This is a genomic window from Psychrobacter okhotskensis (assembly GCF_013248965.1).
Lineage (GTDB): Bacteria > Pseudomonadota > Gammaproteobacteria > Pseudomonadales > Moraxellaceae > Psychrobacter > Psychrobacter okhotskensis.
In genome coordinates, this window is the sequence record NZ_JABRVQ010000010.1 from 1 (window position 1) to 24,487 (window position 24,487).

A 24,487-nucleotide genomic window follows, 5' to 3' on the forward strand; every position below is an offset into this window, starting at 1 on the left:
GGACATTGAGAACAAACTAAATAACAGACCAAGAAAACGCTTAGGGTTTAAAACGCCTATGCAGGCGTTCTATAATATTAATTAGCGTTGCACTTGGTGTGTTAATCTAAGACATTAAATCAGAGTGCATTAATTTAAATTATCTCTATCGCGCTTATCTTTTCGCTGCCGTTTCCGTTTTGCAGTAGTATGATACGTCAGATAACCACCCAGTACCATCACGGCGATAAATGCTGCGATGTACAAAAATATTGATGAACCAATAAAAGCAGAGGGTTCCATGACCATAATCTCATTAAAAGTTATCAATAATTATGCAAGTGCCGCTGCCGATTGTAAAGTAAACAAGTTTAGCTCAGGTGTAAGTTCAAGTGAACGCAAACGCGCTGCTTGATTATGAACGTTGGCCGTTACAATCAACTCATCTGGCTCATATTGGGCCAAAAAATTAGCCAATTTGGGCTTGACCGTTTCAACAGAGCCGATGAACGAGATCGATAGCGCGTTGTCTACCATCATCTTCTCTGCTTGACTCCAAATACTATCCATATCGTGGGTTGGTTTTGGCATTTGCCCTGTTTCACCTCGGCGTAAACGCACAAAGCTCTGCTGTGCTGAGGTAAAGTGATAATGGGCAGTTGCATCGTCATCAGCCAGTAGTAAGTTCGCTGCCACCATCACATAAGGCTTGTCTAAATAGGCTGACGGCTTGAACTGCTCGCGGTAAGTTGTGATAGCTTGACTGAGCATTTGCGGCGCAAAATGCGAGGCGAACACGTAAGGCAGTCCTAAATGTGCGGCCAAGGTCGCTCCAAAAAGTGAAGATCCGAGTATCCAGATAGGAATGTTTGATTTGGCGCCAGGGAATGCTTGCACAGGACTGTTGTCAGTTGAATTTCCTAAGAAGTACATTAATTCTTGCACGTCTTGCGGGAAGCGTTCAGCGTCGCTCATCTGCCGACGTAGCGCCTGAAAAGTCGCCCCATCTGTACCAGGAGCGCGGCCTAAGCCTAAGTCAATACGGTCGCCATATAACGCTTGTAATGTGCCGAATTGCTCAGCGATCACGAGCGGTGCATGGTTAGGAAGCATCACGCCGCCTGCGCCAATACGTATTCGCTTGGTTTGACTACCAATATGCGCTAGCAGCACCGAGGTTGCTGCACTCGCAATACCGGGCATATTGTGATGTTCTGCCATCCAATAACGGTTTAAGCCGACTTTTTCTGCAAGCTGTGCGGTCTCAACCGTCTGGGCGATACCTTCAGCGATAGTGTTACCCTCAGGAACGGGGGCTAAGTCTAAAAAGGATAAAGGAATTGTGTTACTCATAGATCACCTGTGTTTCTAACGCCGCTTTTTAACGACATTATTATATTTGTATTTGAGGGTGGTAAGGATAAACGGCAGCAGTGCTTATTTGTGAATGTGCAACAAGTTGTGAATGTGCAACAAACTCTAAATAAATAGTGGCTTTTCATGTCGAAACAATATTGAACGTACAACAAGGCCAGTTCATCGTTGCTAGTGGTGTAAGGTTGCGATGTGCTACCCGTTTAATAGTTAATATGATGGGGCAGTTGCGGGCAATATCAAGGTCAAAAGTTAGAACGATAACAAATCTTAATAATCTAATAGCGTGTACAGATTAGACTATTTAGCCGCTTTTAGTCCATTTAGTCGTGTTGGTTCTTATTGAAGGCACGTCTTTTTAGGCATAAAAATTAACGGCATCGCTATCTATTGATCACGATGCCGTCAGTCTGTACTGTCTGATATTTATTAAAATGTTTACAGCGAGGGTAAAAACAATGATTAAGCAGATAGCCTATTCTGGATTAAATTGCTTTTGGCATAATTCCATAAAAGCGCGCCCGTATTGGCGGATTTCTGCATCATCCCGTACCGCCATCCAACTGGTAAAGCGCCCGAAATGATCCACCGGAATCGCCGTTAAGTTCTGATAATGGCTTGGCTCAAAAGCCATCTCGGCTATAATACCAATGCCTAAACCAAGACCAACATAAGTGCTAATTACATCAGCATCGAGCGCTGCTAAAACAATATCTGGCTCAAGACCTGCATCCGTAAAGGTTTTATCAATCGCACCGCGTCCGGTAAAACCACCATGATAGGTAACAATTGGATAGCTGGCGAGGGTCGGCAAATCAATAGACTCGTGACTGGCAAGCTCATGATCGCTTGGCACAATAACGCGATGCGTCCAGTCATAATAGCGATAACAGCGCAGATAGTTATTATGGAGCAACGACTCGGTTGCAATACCGATGTCAGCTTGCCCGCGTATCACCATCTGGGCGATGGTCTCAGGATCAGCCTGTTGCAAGATTAAATTCACTTTAGGAAAACGTTCTTTAAATTCTTTGACCACTTGCGGCAATACATAACGTGCCTGCGTATGAGTAGTGGCAATGGTTAAGGTACCGACATTGGGGTTGTTAAAGTCGAGGCTTAGATTCTCAATCGTACGGATTTCAACAAAGATAGACTCGATATGCGGCATGAGCGCTGTGCCCATGGTCGTCAGACCGGTCAAACGCTTGCCTTGACGCACGAATACTTCAGTTTTTAGTTGGTTTTCAAGCGCTGCGATATGCTTGGATAAGCTTGATTGACTGGTGTGCAGTACTGTCGCCGCTTGGCTTAAGTTATAGCCATTAATCACCGTATGCCACACCGTCTCCAACTGCTTGAGCTGAATTTGCAAGTGCCGCTGATTGACCACTACGTCGATTGCCATAACTGAATCCTATTGTATAAATATACAAACCCTGTCTGTATATAAAAGTAAAAACCTACGAATATGCCGTAAGCGACCAGTGTAAATCAAATCTATTATTCTTGTATATAATAAATAGCTATCAATTAATAATAATTGGGAATATAGAAATTGTAATCTAATTGCTAGCGAGTTTTGAAATTTCAATAAAAGTGCATTATTCAAAAAAAACAGCTACCTTCTAAAAGATAGCTGTTTGTAAAGTTTGGATTTAATTATTAAGGCAAACCTTAGTGAACATGTCAAACTGAGCACAGAAGGTTAGTCAGCGATATCAAAACGATCGGCGTTCATTACTTTACTCCAAGCGCCGACGAAGTCATGAACGAACTTCTCTAAATTGTCATCCTGCGCGTATAGCTCAGCATAAGCGCGTAGTATAGAGTTGGAGCCAAACACTAAGTCCACACGGCTCGCTTGCCATTTCGTTTTTCCAGTGCCACGTTCGCGTACTTCATAAAGGTTAGAGGTGTTACGAACGTCGTCGCTGGTTTTGATAGGATGCCAAGTGTTATTCATATCCGTCAGATTAACGAAGAAGTCATTGGTAAGCACGCCAGCACGCTCAGTAAAGACGCCATGTTGACTCTGACCATGGTTGGTATCGAGAACGCGCATACCACCAATCAATACCACCATCTCAGGAGCAGTTAAGCCCATCAACTGAGTGCGATCCAGCAGCATCTCTTCAGGTGATACCGCGTAGTCGCCTTGAACCCAATTACGATAGCCGTCGTGTAAGGGCTCCAAATCTGCAAAAGATTCCGCATCGGTCATTGATGCGTCAGCATCACCGCGACCTGGGTTAAACGGTACTGTAATGTCTACGCCGGCATCATTAGCTGCCTGTTCAAGAGCGGCGTTACCACTCAACACAATAAGGTCTGCCAAGCTAACGTCTTTATCAAAGCCAGACTGGATGCTGGTTAACGTCTCGAGCACACGTTGCAATTGCTCAGGCTCATTGCCTGCCCAGTCTTTTTGCGGGGCAAGGCGAATACGCGCACCATTGGCACCGCCGCGATAGTCTGAGGCACGGAAGGTTCGGGCGCTATCCCAAGCAGTGATAATCAACTCTCGGCGGCTCAAGTCACTGTCTAATATTTGCGATTTTAAAGCTGCAATATCATCAGCGGTTAAGTCAGTATTGCCTTTAGGAACGATATCCTGCCATATGAAGTCCTCGCTTGGCACGTCTGCGCCTAAGTAGCGAGCTTTTGGACCTAAATCACGATGCGTTAGTTTGAACCACGCTTTGGCAAAGACCTCATCGAAGTACTCTGGATCTTGATGGAATTTCTCTGAAATTTCACGATAGATAGGGTCTTTTTTTAGCGCCATATCGGCATCGGTCATGATTGGGTTGCGGCGTACGCTTGAGTCATGCGCATCTAATGGGCGATCTTCTTCACGAATATCGGTAGGCTCCCATTGCCAAGCGCCTGCTGGGCTTTTGGTTAGCTCCCAGTTATGACCTAAGAGTAACTCAAAATAATTGTAATCCCATTGGGTAGGATTGGTCGTCCATGCACCTTCGATACCGCTCGATACCGTATCGCCTGCATTGCCACTACCTTTAGGATTGCGCCAGCCTAAGCCTTGTTCGGCGACATCAGCTGCTTCTGGCTCATCTTCTAATATCGTCGCATCACCATTACCATGACATTTACCAACGGTATGACCACCAGCGGTCAACGCCACGGTTTCTTCATCGTTCATCGACATACGAGCAAAGGTCGTACGCATATCTTGCGCTGTTTTGAGCGGGTCAGGGTTGCCATCGACCCCTTCAGGGTTGACATAAATCAAGCCCATTTGCACCGCTGCTAATGGGTTTTCGAGTGACGCACGATCTTCATCGCTATCGTAACGGTTTTCTGTAGCGGCGAGCCATTCACGCTCAGAGCCCCAGTAGATATCTTTTTCTGGATGCCAGATGTCAGCACGACCACCAGCGAAACCTAGGGTTTTAAAGCCCATTGACTCATAGGCCATGTTGCCTGCCAAAATCATTAAGTCAGCCCAAGACAGTTTATTGCCGTATTTTTTCTTGATAGGCCATAGTAAGCGACGCGCTTTGTCTAAGTTGACGTTGTCAGGCCAGCTGTTCAATGGCGCAAAGCGTTGATTACCAGTGTTGGAGCCGCCGCGGCCATCAGCACTACGATACGTACCAGCCGAATGCCATGCCATACGAATCATCAAACCACCATAATGCCCTCAATCTGCTGGCCACCAGTCCTACGATTCAGTCATCAAATCTTTTAGGTCTTGCTTGACGGCTTCTAAATCTAATTGCTTAAAGGCTGCCGCATAGTCAAAGTCAGGATCCATCGGATTGGTCTTATTATCCTGCTGATGCAAAATATCCAAGTTCAAGCTGTTCGGCCACCAATCAATTGCTGTAGAAGCAGCAGTAGTGTGTGCTTGATGCATGACAGGACAGCCGCCCATACTAGGGCGCTGCGGCGCATGCGTATGGTCTACGTTTTCACTATGAATCGTCGGACCTTTATCATCACCTTGGTCATAAGTTGTGTTAGTGGCGGCACCATTATTGTTATTGCTTTCATGATCGATAGGGCAACGTGCAGCGTCTGGGGTCGCATTTTTGTCAGCTGAGCTGGGGGTCGAGTTGGACATTGAATAAATCCTGGGCGGTAGTGAGAGAAAGGAAAAATAGCTAGCTATGGTAATTTTTAGAAGTGACGTTTATTAGTAGTGAAGCTTGCTGATATATGTATGCCTATACGTGAAGCATAACTAAGTACCATGTATTTATAAAACTGATATATAAGAATCATAAGTTTTAAATAACCAATCATAAGCGGTTTTAATTTTTTGTCCTACTCAATATGCTGTAAACGCCATTCCCCCTTATCAATAACGCCACTCGCGTTGATTTCATTCTTTTTATATACAAATAGGTTAATAGTTAACGACTTACTTATTTACTTATTTTTAACATCATAAGAAGCATAAGAAAAAATCAGGATAAATTTACCCTTCATTGCAGACTATCACATTCCATGTGGCGACTGTGAAATAGCATTTTTGACGAAGTGCTGTCTATGATAAGTTAATGCAAAAATATCTAGTCAAGGTAAGCGTTCTCAAGTACCATAATTGAATTTTGTGGTAATGCTCGTTTTGTGCAACGCTGAGCAATTTTTATCAATCCTTGTTAGCGACAGCTGATAGCGGGTTTTTGCTATAAATGATTGATAAAAATTGTGCGTAGTTGTGTTTTTTGTCTCAAGTTTCGGTGAGCTATTATGTCTGCTGTCCAATCTATTCCCCCTAATCCTCCAGTCGCCAAAAAATCACTAAGTGAAACCTTAAAAGCTTATCTTGATCGTCGAGCGATTATCATGCTGTTTTTGGGCTTTGTCGCTGGCATACCTATCTTACTTATTTTCTCTAGTCTGTCATTGTGGCTGCGTGAAGCAGGTATTGACCGTACTGTCGTTACTATGTTTAGTTGGGCAGCATTAGGCTATGCTTTTAAGTTTATTTGGGCGCCATTGATTGATGCTTTGCCTGTGCCTTTTTTGACCAAATGGTTGGGTCGCCGTCGAAGCTGGATTTTAGTGTCACAGATTTTGATTATCATAGCGATTTGCATGATGGCAAACGTCAACCCTGCTGTTGAGGGTAGCTTAGTATTGATGGCAGTAGGTGCGGTGTTGTTAGGGTTCTCATCAGCGACACAAGATATCGTCATTGATGCTTATCGGATTGAGCTGGCTCCGCCAAATCTGCAAGCGGTACTGTCTGCCATGTACGTGACAGGCTATCGTATCGGCATGATAGTCGCAGGAGCAGGGGCGTTATATTTAGCAGATTATTTTGGTTCGACCGAGGCACTGTACAGTTATGAGGCGTGGCGTAATACTTACTGGATTATGGCAGGTGTCATGGGTGTTGGTATTATTACGACCTTGATAATACATGAGCCCATAAGCCAGAAAGTAGTCGTCGAACGTAAAACGTCTGATTATATGCGTTTGGTACTTGTCTTTGCTATATCCATAGTAGGGTTTGTGTTTGTTTTTGCCAACGCAGGGTTAATATTACCTGAGACTGAAGATGTATTTTCAAAATTTTTAGTACAAGTCATACGCATGCTTATGAGTCTAGCAGCAGCCTTATTCATCGGCTACTGCTTGGTCAAAGCCAAGCTAGTAAAGCAGGAGTTTGCTTATACCACTTGGATTGAGCCTATAGTGGATTTCTTTCGTCGCTATGGCATGAAAGCCTTATTATTGTTAGCATTGATTGGACTTTATCGCATCTCTGATATCGTCGCAGGGGTTATCTCAAACGTATTCTATCAAGACATGCAATTTACCAAAGTGGACATCGCCAATGCAGTCAAGCTCGTTGGTGTGGTCATGGCTATTGCTGGTGGTTTTTTGGGCGGTATATTGGCACAAAAAATGCGTATCATGCGGGCGATGATGGTTGGCGCCATCCTTGCTTGCGTGACCAATTTACTTTTTATACTGCTGACTTATCATCCCGGTAGCTTGCCTTATATGTATCTAGCAGTGATTTTAGATAACCTCGCTGCTGGTCTTGCTAGTGCGGTATTTATTGCTTTTTTGTCAGCGCTTACTTCTATTCGTTTTACAGCAGTACAGTATTCGATATTTTCATCGCTCATGGTGCTACTCCCAAAAGTAATAGGCGGATACTCTGGCGCTATCGTTGATAGTACCAGTTACCCCTTCTTTTTTATGTTTACCTTTGCGATTGGTATTCCGATTTTGGCACTGATTTACTTTGTCGATAAGCATATTGTTATTGGTGATAACGATGATATTTATGGCGATGGCGATGGTGGCGATAGCAATAGTGGTGGTAAGTCCTCATTAAGCAAGGTAAACCCTAGTTTGACAGATACCAAGGAACCACCGCGTGCCTCAGAGTAACTAAGGTAGTAAATTATCATCAGTTTAACGGTATTATTCATTAACTAGTAATTTTAAGAGTGTTCTATGACAGCGTCGACCATTCGTCAAATAAAGCATAATATTCAGCAACTGACGAATGGCGATGCAAATAATCCGTTGCCGTCATTTTGGCTAACGGATTGGTTGTTGCATGTCATTAACAAGCCTGCCATATTTTTAATCACTGATGAAGATTATCAATTGTCTGACAGTGAGCTTGAGCAATTCAATGCGGGCGTAGCTAAAATGAAGCAGGGCACACCGTTGGCTTATCTGACGGGTCGTCAGGAATTTTGGTCGCTTAATTTTACCGTTAATGAGCATACTTTAATTCCTCGACCTGATACTGAGGTTTTGGTTGAGCAAGTTTTAAATTGGATACAGTCTCAGCCAAAAAGCGTCGGTAATAATAAACCAAAGCGGCTACTAGACTTAGGTACTGGCTCAGGCTGTATCGCCATTAGTTTGGCGCATGAGTTAAAGTCTGATAATTGGCAAACGGTCGCGGTTGATTTATCGCAAGAAGCATTGAAAATTGCTAAGCACAATGCAGCTATTAATGATGTCAGCAATATTGAGTTTTTACAAAGCAGCTGGTATGACGAGCTGCCCACTCAAGACGAGCAATTATTCGATGTGATTGTCTCTAATCCGCCTTATATCGATGAAGAAGACGAGCATTTAGCAAGGTTGATTGCCGAGCCGATTAGTGCGTTAAGTGCCCCCAATCATGGTCTTGCCGATATAGAATATATCGTTCAGCAAGCACCACAATATTTACTCAAAGGTGGGCTACTGGCGATTGAGCATGGCTTTGATCAAGGAGCGGCAGTACGTCAGTTATTTTTGGACAATGGCTTTAATGCTGTCCATACTGTGCAAGACCTTGGTGGTAACGATCGTGTAACGCTAGGGCAAATTTAATAGTTGGATTTTTTTAACAGTTTTTTAATAATAGGTTTTAAATGGCTATGTCGCATTCATTAAATGCAGGGCAGTTGTTGGATGAAGAGCTGCTGCGTTATGCGCGGCAGATACTACTTGATGGCTGGGATATCGATGCTCAATTACGCTTAAAAGCATCGCGCGTCGTTATGATTGGCGCAGGCGGGCTAGGTTGCCCGGCCTCTGAGACCTTAGTCCGTGCAGGACTTGGATACGTTCATCTGATTGATGATGATGAGATTGAAGCCAGTAATCTGCAACGTCAGACGCTGTTTTTACCTGACGACATTGGCAAACCCAAGGCGCTAACAGCGGCGCAAATGTTAACACGCATTAATCCTTTAATTCGTGCGCGTGGTACAGTGGCTCGATTGAGTGAAGACAATGCTTATGAGTTGCTCGATATAGCAGTCGCTAAGCCTGATTTGCTCCTAGACTGTACCGATAATTTTGCCACCCGTGATATTATTAATCGTATTAGCGTGCGCTACCAGATTCCATTATTATCTGCCTCAGCGATTGCGATGCAAGGGCAGTTGGCGTTATATGAGCCACATCTTCATACTGGCTGCTATCATTGTGTGTTTGGTTCAGTAGCCGTTGATGCCGTAGCGGATGAGCGTACTTGTGCCAACTCGGGCGTACTTGCCAGTACCACTGCCATCATGGGAAATTTGCAAGCCAATGCTGCCTTGCAGTATCTAGGATTAACCAAAAATCCACTGACAAACAAGCTGCTAATATGGGATGGTAGTCAAATGCAGCAAAGGCTGATGGGCTATCGTCAAGATCCACAATGCCCCATTTGTATCAGTCATTAGCAATGGCTCGATATTGAGCTGTTGCAACTCTCTATCCCCAAATATTCCTTTTATTACCATAGTTGTTTCTTATGAAAATTCATCGTCCGCATTTATTAAAACATACTTTTAATGTCGTCAATCGTGTTCGCCAGACAGCGAGTGTCGCTGGTCTGTCTGCGCTCAGAGTAGCCAAAGGTGAGAAGCCAGATGCCATGCTGCTAAAAGAAACCTTTGAGCAGTTGGGCACGACCTATATTAAAATCGGCCAATTTATCGCTAGTACGCCGTCATTGTTTCCACGTGACTATGTCAAAGCATTTCAGAGCTGTTTGGATCAAACCACGCCTTTATCCTACGCCTATATCGAAAACGTATTGAATGAAGAGCTAGCTGTTGATGGCATGACGCTGGATGATAAGTTTGCTCATATCGACCCAGAACCATTAGCCTCAGCCTCCATCGCTCAAGTTCATGCCGCTCGTTTGCATAATGGCGATGAGGTAGTATTAAAGGTGCAAAAGCCGGGCGTTGAGACCATCATGCAGACAGATTTGGGTGTATTGCATGGCGCCACTAAGTTAGTTGAGCTACTCATGCCATCGATGAAGTTTGCCAGTATTGCACCCATTATTGATGAAATTCGTTTGCGTATGCTGGCTGAGACGGACTTTATCGCTGAGGCGCAAAACATCCGTGATTTTCAGCAGTTCTTAGCAGTATCAGGAAATACCCGCGTGGTGGCGCCAGCGGTCTATGAGGCGCTGACGACCAAGCGCGTGCTAACCATGAGCCGCTTATACGGCGTCTCCATGGTCGATGAGTCGGTAATGCGTCAATATTGTGCTGATCCGGCACAAGTAATGGCAGATACCTTGAATACTTGGTTTGCCAGTCTAATGTTATGCAATAGCTTTCACGCTGATTTGCATGCGGGTAATTTGATGCTGCTAACCGATGGTCGTATTGGCTTTTTGGATTTTGGTATCGTTGGGAAATTAAAAGCGGAGAGTTGGCGCGCCTGTATGGGTATGATGCAAGCGATGCAGGACAACGACTACCAAGCGATGGCACGCCATATGATTGATATGGAGATGACCCATGGCGGCAATCAGGTCGATGTAGTGGCACTGGGTAATGACTTGCAGCGTATGATGAAGACCATCATGGCAGAAGACAAAGCCTTTACCAGCGGTGTGCCTTTCAATAGTAAAGAGCAGGCCGATGAATTGAATCAAATGATGCTAGAGATTGTAGATGTCGGTAAGCGTCACGGTATTCATTTCCCGCGTGATTTTGCCTTATTAACCAAGCAGATGCTCTATTTTGACCGTTTTATGCGCACGCTGGCGCCTGATATGGATATGTTTAGTGATCAGCGGGTACAAATGCTAGGACAGACAGAGGGTCAGTCGAACACCTCAACCACACTGCAAGTGTCTTAAGTTTCAATCGTGTTATTGATTATTGATCAGACACTGCTTTTGAATCATTCACACTGTTTAATACAATGGATTGTGTGCTAACCGCCACAAGCTGGCTCTGTCATGATGACTGCTTTCAAAAGCCGTGCGCTATCAACTATTACCAATGAAACCGCCATCGCGTGCATCGGTCTTTACTGCTTGGCAGTGGTGATGGGTTATGGACGCTTTTTGTTCACTGCGACCTTGCCCGATATCATGGTGCAACTGTCACTCTCGACGAGCATTGCTGGCTGGCTGGCGTCAATCAATTATATTGGCTATTTCATCGGTGCGCTCATCGCCATGTTTGTGCCTCAGCGCTTGACATGGCTGATGTTGATACTCTGGACGATGGTCAGCATTGTCACGACGATGCTGCTCATGGTGCCAGAGATGTCGCTAAATACATGGTATGTCATTCGTCTGCTCTCTGGTATCGCAAGCGGGGTTGCGATGATTTTGAGTTCATCATTGGTCATCCAACGCTTTAGTCACGCGCGCCGCTCTGTACTCTCAGCCTTACATTATGCTGGTATTGGGGTGGGGATTAGTGCCTCCGCTATCCTTACTTTATGGCTTTTGACGCTAGGCTATCATTTCGATGTCATTTGGCTAAGCGCTGGTATCAGCAGTTTACCGTTGTTATGGCTATTATTTGCTATAAGACCAAGCCCTTCGCACCCAACCGAATTACCGCGTGATTATCAACGCTCATCAATATTGCAGACTTATGTTAATTTTAAACGGTCGTTGTATGAAGCTGTGGCCGGTCATACCAAGTCGATTGTGTTATTGTCCGCCAGCTATTTGCTAGCAGGCTTTGGTTATATTACGTCTGCGACATTTTTGCCTGTCATGGCAGCGCAGCGCTTAACGACACAAACCTATGCTGGACTACTGATTTGGCTAGTCGTTGGTATTTTTGCGATGTTGTCAAACCCCCTCTGGGGTGCGCTTGCCAAGCGCATTGGTGAAACCAAAACCTTGATGGGCTTAACGTTGTTGCAAGTGCTAGGAATGTGTCTGCCCATATGGGTTGAAGGCAGTGTCGGTCTATATGGCAATGCTATTATTCTAGGCTTAACCTTCGTCGGTATGGTATCGATGACACTCACGTTGATGAAAAACATCAACCCTGCCTACTCAAACTTATTGATGGGTCTGGCGACATTGGCCTATGCGCTAGGGCAGTTTATTGGCCCATTAGTCACAGTGGCGCTGGCGGGGCAGGACGATAACTTTAACGCGGGCTTGCTAGTAGCGGCTATAGGCTTGGTCATTGGGCTGATTTTAATTTACTTTTTTCGCCGCCAATCGCGAATGATCCGTTAAATAACGCTGCGACTAAATACTTCTCGTAACTCAAAACTGGTATGCACTTGAGCGACGCCTTCGATACGATTGAGCCTGTGTAATAAAAACTCTTCGTAATGCGCCATATCGCGTACCCGCACTTTGATCAAATAGTCTTCTGTACGTCCAGTGACGATGCTACAACTGATGACTTCATCAAAACTCTGAACTTTGCATTCGAATTCTTTGAAGCGTTCAGCCGTATGACGATCCATACTGACCGCGATGAATACCGCGAGCGGGTAACCCAGCTTTTGCGCGTCGATTTGGGTATGATAGCCGGTGATGACGCCAGTGTCTTCTAAGCGCTTGATACGGCGTGCACAAGGGGTTGCGGATAAATTGACCCGTTCTGCAAGCTCGGTAATGCTCATCCGCGCTTCAGTCTGCAATAAGCATAATAAGCGCCTATCGGTCTCATCAATATCAGTCAACATAGCGCTTTCAGGGCGACTGTTAGGCATGGCATAATTACTCATTAGTGAAATAATCTAATTATATCTATAAAAACGTATTATTTCACTAAATTGACTCCAATTATAATGTAATAAAGCTGATTTCTATTTCATAAACTTTGCTATTATTAGGCTATAAGTTTTAGTTATCTCGTATGAAAAATACGGATCTAATCAGTAGCCTTACCCGCTAAAATATAAATCTCCATATTATCTAAGGATTGATTATGTCTGACCAAGCCACACGCACTGCAGCCACGCCGAGTGCTAAGATGACACCAAAAAGCACCGCTTTTGATTATAAAAAGTATCGTCCATTTGCGTTTGCGCCGTCACTGCCAGATCGCACATGGCCAAGCAAAACGATTGAAAAGTCACCAATATGGGCAAGTGTGGATCTGCGTGATGGTAATCAGGCTCTGATCGATCCAATGACCATTGAACAAAAAATGCGCTTTTTTGAGACCTTGGTTGATGTGGGTTTTAAAGAAATCGAGATTGGTTTCCCATCCGCGGCGCAAGTTGAATTTGACTTTGCCCGTAAACTAATCGAAGAAAATCATGTGCCTGACGATGTGACGTTACAGGTTTTGGTACAAGCACGTGAGCACTTAATTGCGCGTACGTTTGAGTCGTTAAAAGGCGCAAAACGGGCGGTGGTTCATGTCTATAATTCAACCAGCCGCGTCCAACGTGAAAAAGTCTATGGCAAGAACAAAGCTGAGATTAAAGAGATTGCTATCACAGGTGCCAAGCTAGTGCAGGAATACGCGGCAAAGTACCCTGAGACAGAGTGGGTGTTTCAATATTCGCCAGAAAGCTTTAGCCAGACCGAGACTGAATTTGCGGTAGAAGTCTGCGATGCCGTTTGTGACGTTTGGCAGCCGCAGAACGGTCAAGAAGTAATTTTTAACTTGCCCGCGACCGTTGAAGCGTCTATGCCCAATGTCTTTGCCGATCAGGTTGAGTATTTCTGTCGTCATCTTGCGATGCGCGAGCATGTGATTGTCAGTCTGCATACGCACAATGACCGTGGCTGTGCCGTTGCGGCTGCCGAGCTAGGGGTACTTGCAGGTGCAGATCGCATCGAAGGGACGTTGCTTGGTAATGGTGAGCGTACCGGTAACATGGATATCATGGTAATGGCGATGAACTTGTTTAGCCAAGGTATCGATCCTGAGCTTGATTTTAGCAATATGAGCGAAATCGTCCAAGTGGTTAGCGAATGCAATAACTTGCCGCTTCATCCACGTCATCCTTATGTTGGTGAACTGGTCTTTACCGCCTTTAGTGGCTCGCATCAAGATGCCATCAAAAAATCTCTCGATTATAACGAGCAGCACAAAGACCAAACCGATAACGTCTGGGATGTGGCTTATCTACCCATCGATCCGGCGCACATTGGCCGCAGCTATCAAGACGTGGTACGTATCAATAGCCAGTCTGGTAAAGGCGGTGTCGCTTATATCTTGCAACGCAACTATGGCTTTAACTTACCACGTTGGATGCAAATCGACTTTAGCCGCGTGGTGCAGCAGCAGGCTGAAGCAGTGGCGCGCGAACTACAAAATGATGAAATTTTACAAACCTTTGAAGACACCTATTTACGTCAAGGTAGCTTTGAGCTACTCGATTACAGCGTGAACAATAAAGGCGGACAGGTTTATTTTAACGGTCAAGTACAGATGAATGACGATATCATTACTATTGATGGTACGGGTAATGGCCCATTATCCTCATTTATCAATGGCCTAGCGCAGCACACTGGCAAGTCGCTACACATCATCAATTATGCTGAGCACGCCATCAATCCGCAGCACAACAATATTAATGGTGATGGTAACGGTATCGATGATGATACCAATAGCGACAATAAGACCGATGCCAATGCTGCCGCTTATATTCAATTGAATGTCGATGGGGACGTGTATTCTGGTATTGGTACCTGTAGCAGTACGGTATCAGCCATGCTAAAAGGCGCGTTATCTGCCTTTGCACAAGCAATCAGCACTACGACCGCTTAATATCTTAACAGTAGTACATAGTGCGCTCGTAGCGTTAATACTGCACACTCATAACGTCATGATTCTTTGCGATTCGTCAATGAGAGCCATGGCGTTATTGTTTGAGTGGTTGAAACTCACGGAGATAGCAATCACTTAACTTATGATAAGATAAGTAAGGTGTCATTAGATAAGATCTTGGACGAATGGTAAAAGCCAATAGCATAATGTTACTTGTGTTTTTGGTGTCTAAGACTTACGCTAATGTTCGTATTACTCTATTATTATAAATAAAAAGGTTAATTATGGAACCGATATCATTTGCTTCATTTACATTGGCCTCTATTCTGGCCTCCTTGCCAGCGAATGGCGAAGTAGTTAGTAAGCCGACGATTACGACGCATATTAGTCCTGCCATTGCTGGACAATGGGAAATAGATTTAGACAGTAGTATTACCATGACAAAAGAGGCAGAAGCTCGGCAAGCGGCTTTGGCTAATACCCAAAATGGCAAAAGCGACGAGCCAAAAATAACCGCTGGTACAGATGGTGGCATCCTTACCCAAAGCGAAGAGCGTGTCCTAAATATTCAGCCGAACAGCGCTAGCAACTTGATAGATGCTGCTGCGCGCGCCAATCAATGTCGCGAGTTATATAACTTTGGTGCTGACAATGAGATGTGGGCGGTCAGCGGTAAAGAATGGACGTACGGTCGCTATTTGGTCACTCATCGCGAAGAGGGCTTGCCTGTCATTGCCATTAGAACGGTGTATGACAATAATGAAGTAGACTGCTCAGGTAATAAGGTTGACCAGACAGATGAGGCGCTGATAGCGTTTTTGAACCATGATGGCAACCAAATGCAGTGGTGCGCCGACCCTGATGGCAAAGAATGCTTTATGAATTTCAATAGAGTATTGCCATAATTTTTGATTAAGTCATATTGATATACTGAGCTCTAAAGAAGGTTTTTATTTTACATGAGCCCATTAAAGAACCCGCTATCTACTAAGATGGCGGGTTCTTTAATGGGGATATCAATGCTAATAGCGGTTCGCTTTATTTTTGCAGAAAACGAAAGTTGTGAATTAAGAGGCTGCTTTGCCTTTCTGCGCGGTCAATAATTCTCTTTCTAGATAGTGGATGTTTTGTGCTTCTTGCACAAACTTATCATCCGCTAAAATCACATCACGGTGCATCGGTATATTGGTTTTGATACCTTCAATCACCAATTCATCAAGTGCGTGTAGCGTCTTGGAAATCGCTTGCTGGCGAGTTTGCCCATGACAGATCAGTTTGCCTATCAACGAGTCATAATAGGTTGGTATCTCGTAGCCGGGATAGAGATGAGAGTCAAAACGAACACCAGCACCACTTGGCGCAAACAACTGATTGACGGTACCCGGACAAGGCATAAAGGTCGCTGGATCTTCAGCATTTATACGGCACTCAATCGCGTGACCTTGAATTTCGATCTCGCTTTGACGGTAAGACAAACCATAACCTGCCGCAATCTTTAGCTGCTCAACGACGACATCAATACCCGTAATCATCTCGGTAACTGGATGCTCTACCTGTACCCGAGTGTTCATCTCAATAAAGAAAAACTCGTTATTTTCAAACAAAAACTCAAACGTACCAGCACCGCGATACTTAACAAGCTCGCAAGCTTTGACACACGCTCTTAAGATAGGTTCACGCACATCATCAGGAATATCAGGGGCAGGGGCTTCTTCTAATACTTTTTGGTGACGACGTTGTAATGAACAATCACGGTCATATAGATGGATTGCATTACCATTACCATCGCCCAGTACTTGTACTTCGACGTGGCGCGGATTTTGTAGGTAGCGTTCCATATAGACGGTATCATCACCAAACCATAGTTCAGCTTCTTGCTTTGCCGCCTGTACTTGACCGATAATATCTTCAAAGCGTTCAACCACTCGCATACCACGACCACCACCACCAGAGGCCGCCTTGATCAACAGTGGAAAACCGATATTACGTGCTTGCTCTTCAGCATTATGTAACGTCACTGCTCCAACAGAGCCAGGTACGGTAGGGACGCCTGCTTTTTTCATGGCATTAATAGCAGAGACTTTGTTACCCATCAGGCGAATATGATCCGCATTAGGACCGACGAAGGTTAAGCCTGCCTCTTCAACACGCTCTGCAAATTCAGCGTTCTCAGACAAAAAACCATAGCCGGGATGGATAGCATCAGCACCAGAGATTTCTGCTGCTGTCAAAATAGTATTAATATCAAGATAGCTTTGATTGGCATTGGGTTTGCCGATACAGATGGCTTCATCAACGAAACGCAGGTGCATTAAGTTAGCATCAGCTGTTGAATAAACGCCTACAGTTTCGATTCCTAGCGCTTTACAGGCACGAACAATACGTAGAGCGATTTCACCTCTATTGGCGATGAGCAGTTTTTTTATCATGGGGTCATCCTTGTCGAAGCGGCAGTTAATGATGCAGTCGCTATATCAGTCATCGATGGGCATCATCAAATGCAATGATGGGGTGCGATGACTAATAGCGCAATGTCAATCATAACGATGTAAAGTATGGCGAATCTTATTACGCTTTATAGCGAATGATAGGCTGACCAAACTGTACGACTTCAGAGTTATCTACCAAGATTTCGTCAACGACACCACTTTGAGTCGCTTCAAGGGGATTCATGATTTTCATGGCTTCGATAATACCAAGCGTATCGCCCGCTTGCACTTTTTGTCCGACCTTCACAAACGGCGGATCATTCGGGCTAGGGGCTGAATAATAAACACCGACCATTGGCGACGTCTCAACGCTACCAGCTTTTACCGCCGGTTTAGCGTCAGCTGCGATAGGTGCTACTCCAGCAGCAGGCGCAGCCATCATGGTTGGCGCTGGCGTATCGTAGTGCCGCGTTAGGCTAATATGCTCATCATCTGAACTGATTTCTAAATTGACCAGTTCACTTTCTTCCATGAGGGCGATTAGGGTACGTATTTTTTCAATATCCATAATTTTTATAATGCCTTGTACTAAATTCGAGAAATAGTGTAACGAAATATTGTCTAAGTAATTGCTAATGATACCTAGATTCGCGGCAATGAGCAATCAATGTACAGTTGTTAACTGAGAAATTTTACATATTTTGACGTAAGCTTTTCTTGTGAGTAAGAAATGCTAATGATTTATCATAGTCTATGTGACGAGGTAGCGCCAGTACTGGTTACTAGACGCTACTTACTAAAGACTAAAATTAGATAAAAATGATATAGTCAATCCTATATAAGTTGGATATGGTGTCAGCCTTGCTTAGTCTACTAATTGTAGTACTTTCGCTCGGCTTCCTTGTATCTAAATTATATTGAACCGACTATAGCAACTTTAAGCCCAAAGTATCCTGAGGCGCTTTTGTTGATAGCGTAGACGCAGGGTGAGCAGAATCGAAGATAAGAAAAGACCAGTGATTAAGGCCATCCAAAACCCTTGCGCGCCCACATCGGTGAAACGCACCAAATAGATGCCAAGGGGCAAGGCAACCAACCAATAGCAAAATAGCGTGACCCACATTGGTATTGTGGTGTCTTGCATGCCGCGCAGTATGCCCGCGACATTGACCTGCCAACCATCAAATAGTTGATAAGCAAGCGCAAAGATGAGGAGGTGCATGGCTTGTGCTCTGACTTCTACATTGTCTGTGAACGCCGCTGCCAGTTGTGGGCGAAACAGCCAAATACCCAGCATACACACGAAGGCAATCAGGACAGTCCAGATAAGACCAGTCGCTTGCACATGGCGCAGCGTGAGTAGGTTCTTTTCACCAAAGCGATTCGATATCATAATAGTCAACGCCATGGCAACGGATATCGGTATCATAAACAGCTGCGAGGTTACCGCTAATGCGACTTGATGCGACGCGGTGGCCAGCTCACCCAATGGACTAATAACAAGAGCGCCCAAGCTAAACAGACTGGCTTCAAAAAATATAGAGATACCAATTGGAATGCCAAGCTTCAGCAGTTTTGTTATCTGCGTGCGATTGGGTCTCGCAAAACCATAAAAGAAGCGCGTGCTGGCAAATTGCTGGCGCTTAGTAAAGCTGGTATAAGTGGCCAATAATAAGACGTTTATCCATAATACCAGTGCCGTTGCGACCCCGCAGCCTGCACCGCCCATTTCTGGCATACCAAACAGACCATGGATAAAGATATAGTTGAGCGGGATATCAGCGAGTAGGCCAATGATACTAATGATGGTCACGGGCTCTGGTCGCCCAAGCGCTTCACAATAACTACGTAGCACGGCATAGACCGCCAGTGCAGGGAAACCAAACGACACCCCATGTAAATATTGCGACGCTATTGGTTGGATATTCTCAGGGACACCCATGATACCAAGAACATTGGGTGCAAGATTGACAATAATGAACCCAAGAATACCGATGACGCCTGCTGTCCATAAAGACTGCTGGGTGATATGAGGTACTTGGCTGTGTTTATTTTGTCCAATTGCTTCACCAATGAGAGGGGTAGTGGCGATTAAAATACCTGTCGCTAATAAAAATAATGGTAGCCAGATACCAGAGCCAACAGCGACCGCCGCCAAATCAAGGGCAGAAACCTGACCTGCCATGATGGCATCGACGACACCCAGTGCCGCTTGGCAAAACTGAGTAATCAAGATGGGTAAGGCGAGCACGCCTAAGCGTAAACTGTAGCTTTTAAAATCAGTAAAGGATATTGGCAACGCCATAATTAGCAACTTTTTATGATTCACGGTGGTTAGTGTTGATAGACAAATACTGCCATCAACCACTCAATAGCGAGACAGTAACCGGAGTGTTGTAGCGACGATTAATAAGACGAGAAAGTCTATATAAACTAGGGTCTGTTGAACATTCAAATATTAGGACTGCTGATTGCTAAAATCGTCCCAAACCTTTTATCAAATCAGGCGTAAACCGACGATAATGTCGAGACCTTAGCTAGGTTTACAACAACGTTTGGGGTGATTTTAGTATCAGCCTTTCAGGGCAGGGCTATTTTTTGCCAATACATGGCGAAATTATCTAACCTAGAACGACTAGGCGTCAAAAATTTCACTGCGTATTGTTTAAAAAATAGCCACTGCCAGTGCCACACTTGAATGTTCAACAGACCCTAAGTATTAGAATAAAAATATGATACTAAAAGTGAAGACACTTAAATAAAAATAACCCGTCAATTCAAGTGATAGATTGACAGGTCATAAGTAGATAGGATGGTAAAGAAGCCAGACAAGTATGTCAACGTTTTAGGAAGGTTTTATAATGCTGAGCGACATCTATAACATTTATAACATTGTGCCTAGATTCATATAACATTGTGCCTATATCCAGAATTTTACATGGCTTAGGCCTACAGGGATTCTGGCAAATCTTGTACCACTGCTTGATAGCCGATCAACTTATTATTAGCATCAAACGCTTGCACTACAATAGCGTAGTTGGTTGAGCTATTAGGAATCACAGGTGTAAACTGGGTCTCACGATTGCTCAATACTAAGTTTTGCACGTAACCATTAGCGCCAGACTCGGCTTTATTAACATCAATTTGACTGACCAATAGGTGCTGAGTATTGATGGGGTTTTGCCAAGTGACGATTTTTTGGCTACCATTGCCCGTTACATCGAGGTTCATTTTACCAAGGTCATAATCGAGCGGATAAGTGGTAAAATTGGCGCGATCGCTTAACGTATAAGTCACTTTGCAATTGTCCTCACCGCTGGACAGTTTTTGCCCGCCTAAGCCATCTAGGTATTCAAAACTGCCTTTCCACGGTGAGCCCGCTTGTTTTTCCTCAAAGCTACCTGCAAAAGTGGTGAGCAAGTTTGGTGTCTCTAAGCCTAAGTCACTGACATATTTAACGTCCAAAAACTCCAAGGTATCGAGGCTACCAGTCACTTTGCCAGCGATATAGTTGTCGACTTTTAGCCCTGAGTTGATGCCCAAAGCGTTGTTTTCTTGGCAAGCTTGCTGCTGATAACTAAAGCTGCCATCGACGCTACCCGCACCTTGCTCACTGATATCGAAGTAGACCGCACCAATATCGATGTCATTACTATCACCGTCGTTTAGCTCGATGAAGTGTCCGACATATAAGCCGCCTCGTCCGCCTTCTGGAGTGAGCTTGTCTAAGAAATTATCAAATGATTCCTCTGGTAAAAACACAGATTCTAAAATCTCTGCCATACTTTTTTCGTCATCAGTCAGCTTATCTTCGGCTTCTTTATATTTTTCTTTGACTTTGTCTTCTATACGATCGTATTCGTTTTTAACCTGATCTTCTACGCGGTCGTATTCTTCTTTGACCTTATCGCCATCACTGCCGCAAGCGCTCAGTGTTAGGCCAAGCATACTAACGGTTAATAAAGACAATACTAGTTTGGGTGCGCTCATAAACGAGTCCTGATAATTGAAATATGATAGTTATAAAAAGATGAGATATTACTGTTGAGTATGGAGATGTTGTTATCTGCTAATAAATATAGCAAAATTTAAACGACGAGCGCAGGGATAAGTGTTAATTGATGTCAGAGAAAGTATACCCAATAGTTACCGCCCAAGATGATCATCATCTGACAATAAATCATCTCACAATAAATCCATATGATCCGACATCTCTATAATAGCGTGCCAGTGCTTGGGCTCTAGAGGAATGACGGTTAGCTGCTGACAGCCCTTTCTAAGCAATAATGAATCCTCAAGTGCAGGCAAAAACTTGAGTTCTAATAAGGGCAATACTTCTATAAACGCTTGCTCAAAGGTGACATCTACCATATACCATCTTGGCTCATCTTCGGTGGCGATAGGGTCGTAGTGACGATGTTCCGGATGAAACTGTGTGGGGTCCGGATAGCCGGCTTTACTGACGGTCATGATACCAGCAACGCCAGAAGGCTTGGCGCTAGAGTGATAAAAGAACACCTTACCTTGTCACCGACTTGCATATCATCGCGCATAAAGTTACGGGCTCGATAGTTGCGCACGCCATCCCAACCTTCTGTGCCTAAGCGTTGCAAATCGTGAATACTAAAAAACTTTGGGTTTGATTTCATAAGCCAATAGGCCATATCTTGTATTCCTTTATTATTAGCGATGGTTTATTAGGGTCTGTTGAACATTCAAATGTGGCACTGGCAGTGGCTATTTTTTAGACAATACGCAGTGAAATTTTTGACGCCTAGTCATTCTAGGTTAGACAATTTCGCCATGTATTGGCAAAAAATAGCCCTGCCCTGAAAGGCTGATACTAAAATCACCCCAAACGTTGTTGTAAACCTAGCTAAGGCCTCGACATTATCGTCGGTTTACGCCTGATTTGATAAAAGGTTTGGGACGATTTTATCTATCAGCAGTCCTAATATTTGAATGTTCAACACGCCCTAGTAACCAATTTTTATCAGTAACGATTATATTGCCTGTCAGATGCCAGTATTAACATGGATTTTGTGAGTTATTTTGTTGTCATGATGCTTTTCATTAAGGCTTCTAACCGTTATCCTAGCGATACTTTTTATAGCTATAGTCAATCCTACATAAGTCAGATACGGTGTCAGGCTCGTTTAGTCTACTATTTGTATTATTTTTACGCGCCTTCCTTGTATCTAAACTATGGTGAACCGACTGTATAATAATAGCTCAATAATCAATAAGTCTATCTATGCCCAAAACTGAATCTGAAAGCCATTTAAAAGAGAGTGATGACGTTAATATTATCAATAGCGATGATCATATGACGGATATAAGTGCGATGGATATTCCATTAGCCCTCTACATTCATATTCCATGGTGTGTAAAGAAGTGTCCGTATTGCGATTTTAATTCGCATGAGCTACCAGTAAACAGTCAGCTATCGATGTATGACGAATACGTCGATGCGTTGTTATTGGATGCTCAAATGCAGCAGCCGTTGACTCAAGGACGTGAGATTGGCTCGATATTTATTGGCGGTGGGACGCCATCGCTACTACCGATTGCGCAGTATCAGCGTTTATTTGCTGGCTTGCGTGCGTGTTTTATATTCGCAGATGACATTGAGGTTACGATGGAAGCCAATCCGGGTACGCTTGAACATGCGCCATTTGCTCAGTATTTGGATGTTGGTATCAATCGCTTGTCGATTGGCGTGCAAAGCTTCGCTGCAGATAAGCTTAAAACTCTCGGGCGCATACACGATCCCAAGCAAGCGTTATCAGCCATTAAGGCGGCACGGAGTGCTGGGTTTGAGCGTGTCAATGTCGACTTGATGCATGGCTTGCCGCAGCAAAGTTTAACCGAAGCACTAAATGATATTCAAACCGCACACACTGCTGGCGCGACCCATATCTCATGGTATCAGCTAACGATTGAGCCTAACACAGTATTTTATCGCAATCAGCCTATTTTGCCAGATGAGGACAGCCTCGCTGATATTGAGCAAGCCGGTCAGGCATTGCTACTGCAATTGGGCTACGATAATTATGAAGTGTCGGCATGGTCTGGCGCTTCCGATAAGCCGTGCCGCCACAATGTCAATTATTGGCAGTTTGGTGATTATTTGGCGATTGGCGCAGGTGCTCATGGTAAGGTGACTGTTGCTAATAACAAGTCAGATGATAACGAATTAGGTGATAATAAAGATTCAGGCGATAATAAGCAATCAGGTAATCAAGTGGCACTATTAAGCGAAAATACATTTAAAGCGTTAGAAAAGTATGAAGGTCAAAGCAGTGAGTTATTAGCAGAATCAGGTATTTATCGTTTTAGTAAGTCACGCTTACCGAAGGATTATGTCGACTATCAAGATATTACTGACCCATCTAACACCAGCCAGAATTTCCCAAAAATGATTGGTTGGCAGCAGATTGATAGTGATGAGCTGGTCAGCGAATTTATGCTCAATGCACTACGTTTACATGCTGGGGTGTCATGGGCATTGTTTGAGGCTCGAACAGGGCTTTGCTATGACAGTATCGCTGAGCAAATCAATAAACTAATCAAGCAGGGGTTACTCGTGGATGATCGTCAGTATCTAAAACCGACTGCATTAGGCAGCAGATACCTCAACCAAATATTAAGAGCGTTCTTATAATAGAAAACTGCTTATTTTAGATATTCTGAAATGACTACTTAAAAGAAATAATGTAACAAAGCAAAAAAAGGCTTACCAAACAAATGGTAAGCCTTTTAAAAACAAGTCTAATAAATGAATAATTAGATTTTGTTTTGTACGTCTTGAGCACCGCCAGTTACAGCATCGCCAGCGCTAGATACGTCTTGACCTAGACCTTTAAAAGTGTTGCAACCAGTCAATACAAACATAGCCGTCAAAGATGCAATGATTAATTTTTTCATAATAATTTCCTCAAAATAGATAGGTGGTTATAAATAACAACAGCGATGCTAAGCAGTTTGCTTAAGCCTCACTGAAGGATTACAGGATACGACAACAATGTGTGTATATTATCTCGCAATCCAGTAAAGCCATAATAAAGAAAGTTAAAATCTGTGCCCAGTATCAAAATGTAATTTTTGCCAGTAAACTGTAACTTTTGATTACGCTTGGCATATATATTCCATTCAAGGTAATTTTTATATAAAGACAACGAGCGAATCCATTAGCAAAAGCTACTAGCAGTAGTGGGTTGAACGAGCCCGATAGCTAAATCTGTTTATATAGGATTGGCG

At 43.9% G+C, this 24,487-nt stretch carries 19 protein-coding genes and 1 pseudogene; 8 read left to right on the plus strand and 12 right to left on the minus strand.

Annotated elements, in window-relative coordinates:
- Positions 1 to 129: 129 nt before the first annotated feature.
- The 4 genes and pseudogenes from HQR03_RS06560 to katG all read right to left on the minus strand — a co-directional run bounded on the left by HQR03_RS06560 (position 130) and on the right by katG (position 5,254).
- Entirely contained in the window at positions 130 to 282 is a 153-nt protein-coding gene (locus HQR03_RS06560; RefSeq protein ID WP_173239604.1) for a hypothetical protein, read from the minus strand.
- 30 nt (positions 283 to 312) lie between these two features.
- Complete coding sequence (locus HQR03_RS06565) at positions 313 to 1,332, minus strand: LLM class flavin-dependent oxidoreductase (protein ID WP_173239605.1); 1,020 nt, start codon at positions 1,330 to 1,332, stop codon at positions 313 to 315.
- 496 nt (positions 1,333 to 1,828) lie between these two features.
- Complete coding sequence (locus HQR03_RS06570) at positions 1,829 to 2,761, minus strand: LysR substrate-binding domain-containing protein (protein WP_173239606.1); 933 nt, start codon at positions 2,759 to 2,761, stop codon at positions 1,829 to 1,831.
- Positions 2,762 to 3,061: 300 nt separating this feature from the next.
- Positions 3,062 to 5,254, minus strand: a pseudogene (gene katG / locus HQR03_RS06575) (catalase/peroxidase HPI).
- Between the two features lie 821 nt (positions 5,255 to 6,075).
- On the opposite strand from katG, the gene HQR03_RS06580 reads away from it, so the two are divergent.
- The 5 genes from HQR03_RS06580 to HQR03_RS06600 all read left to right on the plus strand — a co-directional run bounded on the left by HQR03_RS06580 (position 6,076) and on the right by HQR03_RS06600 (position 12,298).
- The gene (locus HQR03_RS06580; protein ID WP_101211974.1) at positions 6,076 to 7,734 is read left to right on the plus strand and encodes an AmpG family muropeptide MFS transporter; all 1,659 of its coding nucleotides are present in this window, start codon (positions 6,076 to 6,078) and stop codon (positions 7,732 to 7,734) included.
- A 66-nt stretch (positions 7,735 to 7,800) separates the two neighbouring features.
- Positions 7,801 to 8,679, plus strand: a complete 879-nt coding sequence (prmC, locus tag HQR03_RS06585) for a peptide chain release factor N(5)-glutamine methyltransferase (RefSeq protein ID WP_173239607.1) — start codon at positions 7,801 to 7,803, stop codon at positions 8,677 to 8,679.
- Positions 8,680 to 8,726: 47 nt separating this feature from the next.
- Positions 8,727 to 9,521, plus strand: a complete 795-nt coding sequence (locus HQR03_RS06590; RefSeq protein WP_173239608.1) for a HesA/MoeB/ThiF family protein — start codon at positions 8,727 to 8,729, stop codon at positions 9,519 to 9,521.
- A gap of 71 nt (positions 9,522 to 9,592) precedes the next feature.
- A complete protein-coding gene (locus tag HQR03_RS06595) occupies positions 9,593 to 10,945 on the plus strand; it encodes an ABC1 kinase family protein (RefSeq protein WP_173239609.1) in 1,353 nt (450 codons plus the stop codon).
- Positions 10,946 to 11,047: 102 nt separating this feature from the next.
- A complete protein-coding gene (locus tag HQR03_RS06600; RefSeq protein ID WP_173239610.1) occupies positions 11,048 to 12,298 on the plus strand; it encodes a YbfB/YjiJ family MFS transporter in 1,251 nt (416 codons plus the stop codon).
- On the opposite strand, the gene HQR03_RS06605 is transcribed toward HQR03_RS06600, so the two are convergent.
- Entirely contained in the window at positions 12,295 to 12,783 is a 489-nt protein-coding gene (locus tag HQR03_RS06605; protein WP_101211969.1) for an Lrp/AsnC family transcriptional regulator, read from the minus strand. The genes HQR03_RS06600 and HQR03_RS06605 overlap by 4 nt on opposite strands.
- Before the next feature lie 218 nt (positions 12,784 to 13,001).
- Here HQR03_RS06605 and leuA point away from each other — a divergent pair, with 218 nt between their 5' ends.
- Together leuA and HQR03_RS06615 are read left to right on the plus strand one after the other, a co-directional pair.
- Positions 13,002 to 14,798 (plus strand): 2-isopropylmalate synthase, encoded by a 1,797-nt coding sequence (leuA, locus tag HQR03_RS06610; RefSeq protein ID WP_173239611.1) that lies wholly within the window; start codon positions 13,002 to 13,004, stop codon positions 14,796 to 14,798.
- A gap of 284 nt (positions 14,799 to 15,082) precedes the next feature.
- Positions 15,083 to 15,703: a hypothetical protein gene (locus tag HQR03_RS06615; RefSeq protein WP_025652784.1), complete on the plus strand. Its 621-nt coding sequence runs from the start codon at positions 15,083 to 15,085 to the stop codon at positions 15,701 to 15,703.
- A 162-nt stretch (positions 15,704 to 15,865) separates the two neighbouring features.
- Here the strand turns inward: HQR03_RS06615 and accC are convergent, their stop codons facing one another.
- The 6 genes from accC to HQR03_RS14180 all read right to left on the minus strand — a co-directional run bounded on the left by accC (position 15,866) and on the right by HQR03_RS14180 (position 21,891).
- Entirely contained in the window at positions 15,866 to 17,227 is a 1,362-nt protein-coding gene (gene accC / locus HQR03_RS06620) for an acetyl-CoA carboxylase biotin carboxylase subunit (RefSeq protein WP_173239612.1), read from the minus strand.
- Positions 17,228 to 17,366: 139 nt separating this feature from the next.
- Positions 17,367 to 17,795 carry an acetyl-CoA carboxylase biotin carboxyl carrier protein gene (gene accB / locus HQR03_RS06625; RefSeq protein WP_025652782.1) on the minus strand — a complete coding sequence of 143 codons (429 nt, stop codon included), beginning with the start codon at positions 17,793 to 17,795 and terminating at the stop codon, positions 17,367 to 17,369.
- Between the two features lie 369 nt (positions 17,796 to 18,164).
- The gene (locus tag HQR03_RS06630; RefSeq protein WP_173239613.1) at positions 18,165 to 19,532 is read right to left on the minus strand and encodes an MATE family efflux transporter; all 1,368 of its coding nucleotides are present in this window, start codon (positions 19,530 to 19,532) and stop codon (positions 18,165 to 18,167) included.
- Positions 19,533 to 20,176: 644 nt separating this feature from the next.
- Positions 20,177 to 21,217, minus strand: coding sequence for a hypothetical protein (locus HQR03_RS06635; RefSeq protein WP_173239614.1), 1,041 nt, complete (start codon positions 21,215 to 21,217; stop codon positions 20,177 to 20,179).
- Positions 21,218 to 21,412: 195 nt separating this feature from the next.
- A complete protein-coding gene (locus HQR03_RS14175; RefSeq protein WP_336217829.1) occupies positions 21,413 to 21,745 on the minus strand; it encodes an EVE domain-containing protein in 333 nt (110 codons plus the stop codon).
- A complete protein-coding gene (locus HQR03_RS14180; protein ID WP_244951991.1) occupies positions 21,694 to 21,891 on the minus strand; it encodes an EVE domain-containing protein in 198 nt (65 codons plus the stop codon). The genes HQR03_RS14175 and HQR03_RS14180 overlap by 52 nt, the downstream gene beginning before the upstream one ends.
- A gap of 662 nt (positions 21,892 to 22,553) precedes the next feature.
- Here HQR03_RS14180 and hemW point away from each other — a divergent pair.
- Positions 22,554 to 23,891, plus strand: a complete 1,338-nt coding sequence (gene hemW, locus HQR03_RS06645; RefSeq protein ID WP_244951993.1) for a radical SAM family heme chaperone HemW — start codon at positions 22,554 to 22,556, stop codon at positions 23,889 to 23,891.
- Positions 23,892 to 24,013: 122 nt separating this feature from the next.
- On the opposite strand, the gene HQR03_RS06650 is transcribed toward hemW, so the two are convergent.
- Positions 24,014 to 24,154 carry an entericidin A/B family lipoprotein gene (locus HQR03_RS06650; protein ID WP_037025595.1) on the minus strand — a complete coding sequence of 47 codons (141 nt, stop codon included), beginning with the start codon at positions 24,152 to 24,154 and terminating at the stop codon, positions 24,014 to 24,016.
- Positions 24,155 to 24,487 lie beyond the last annotated feature (333 nt).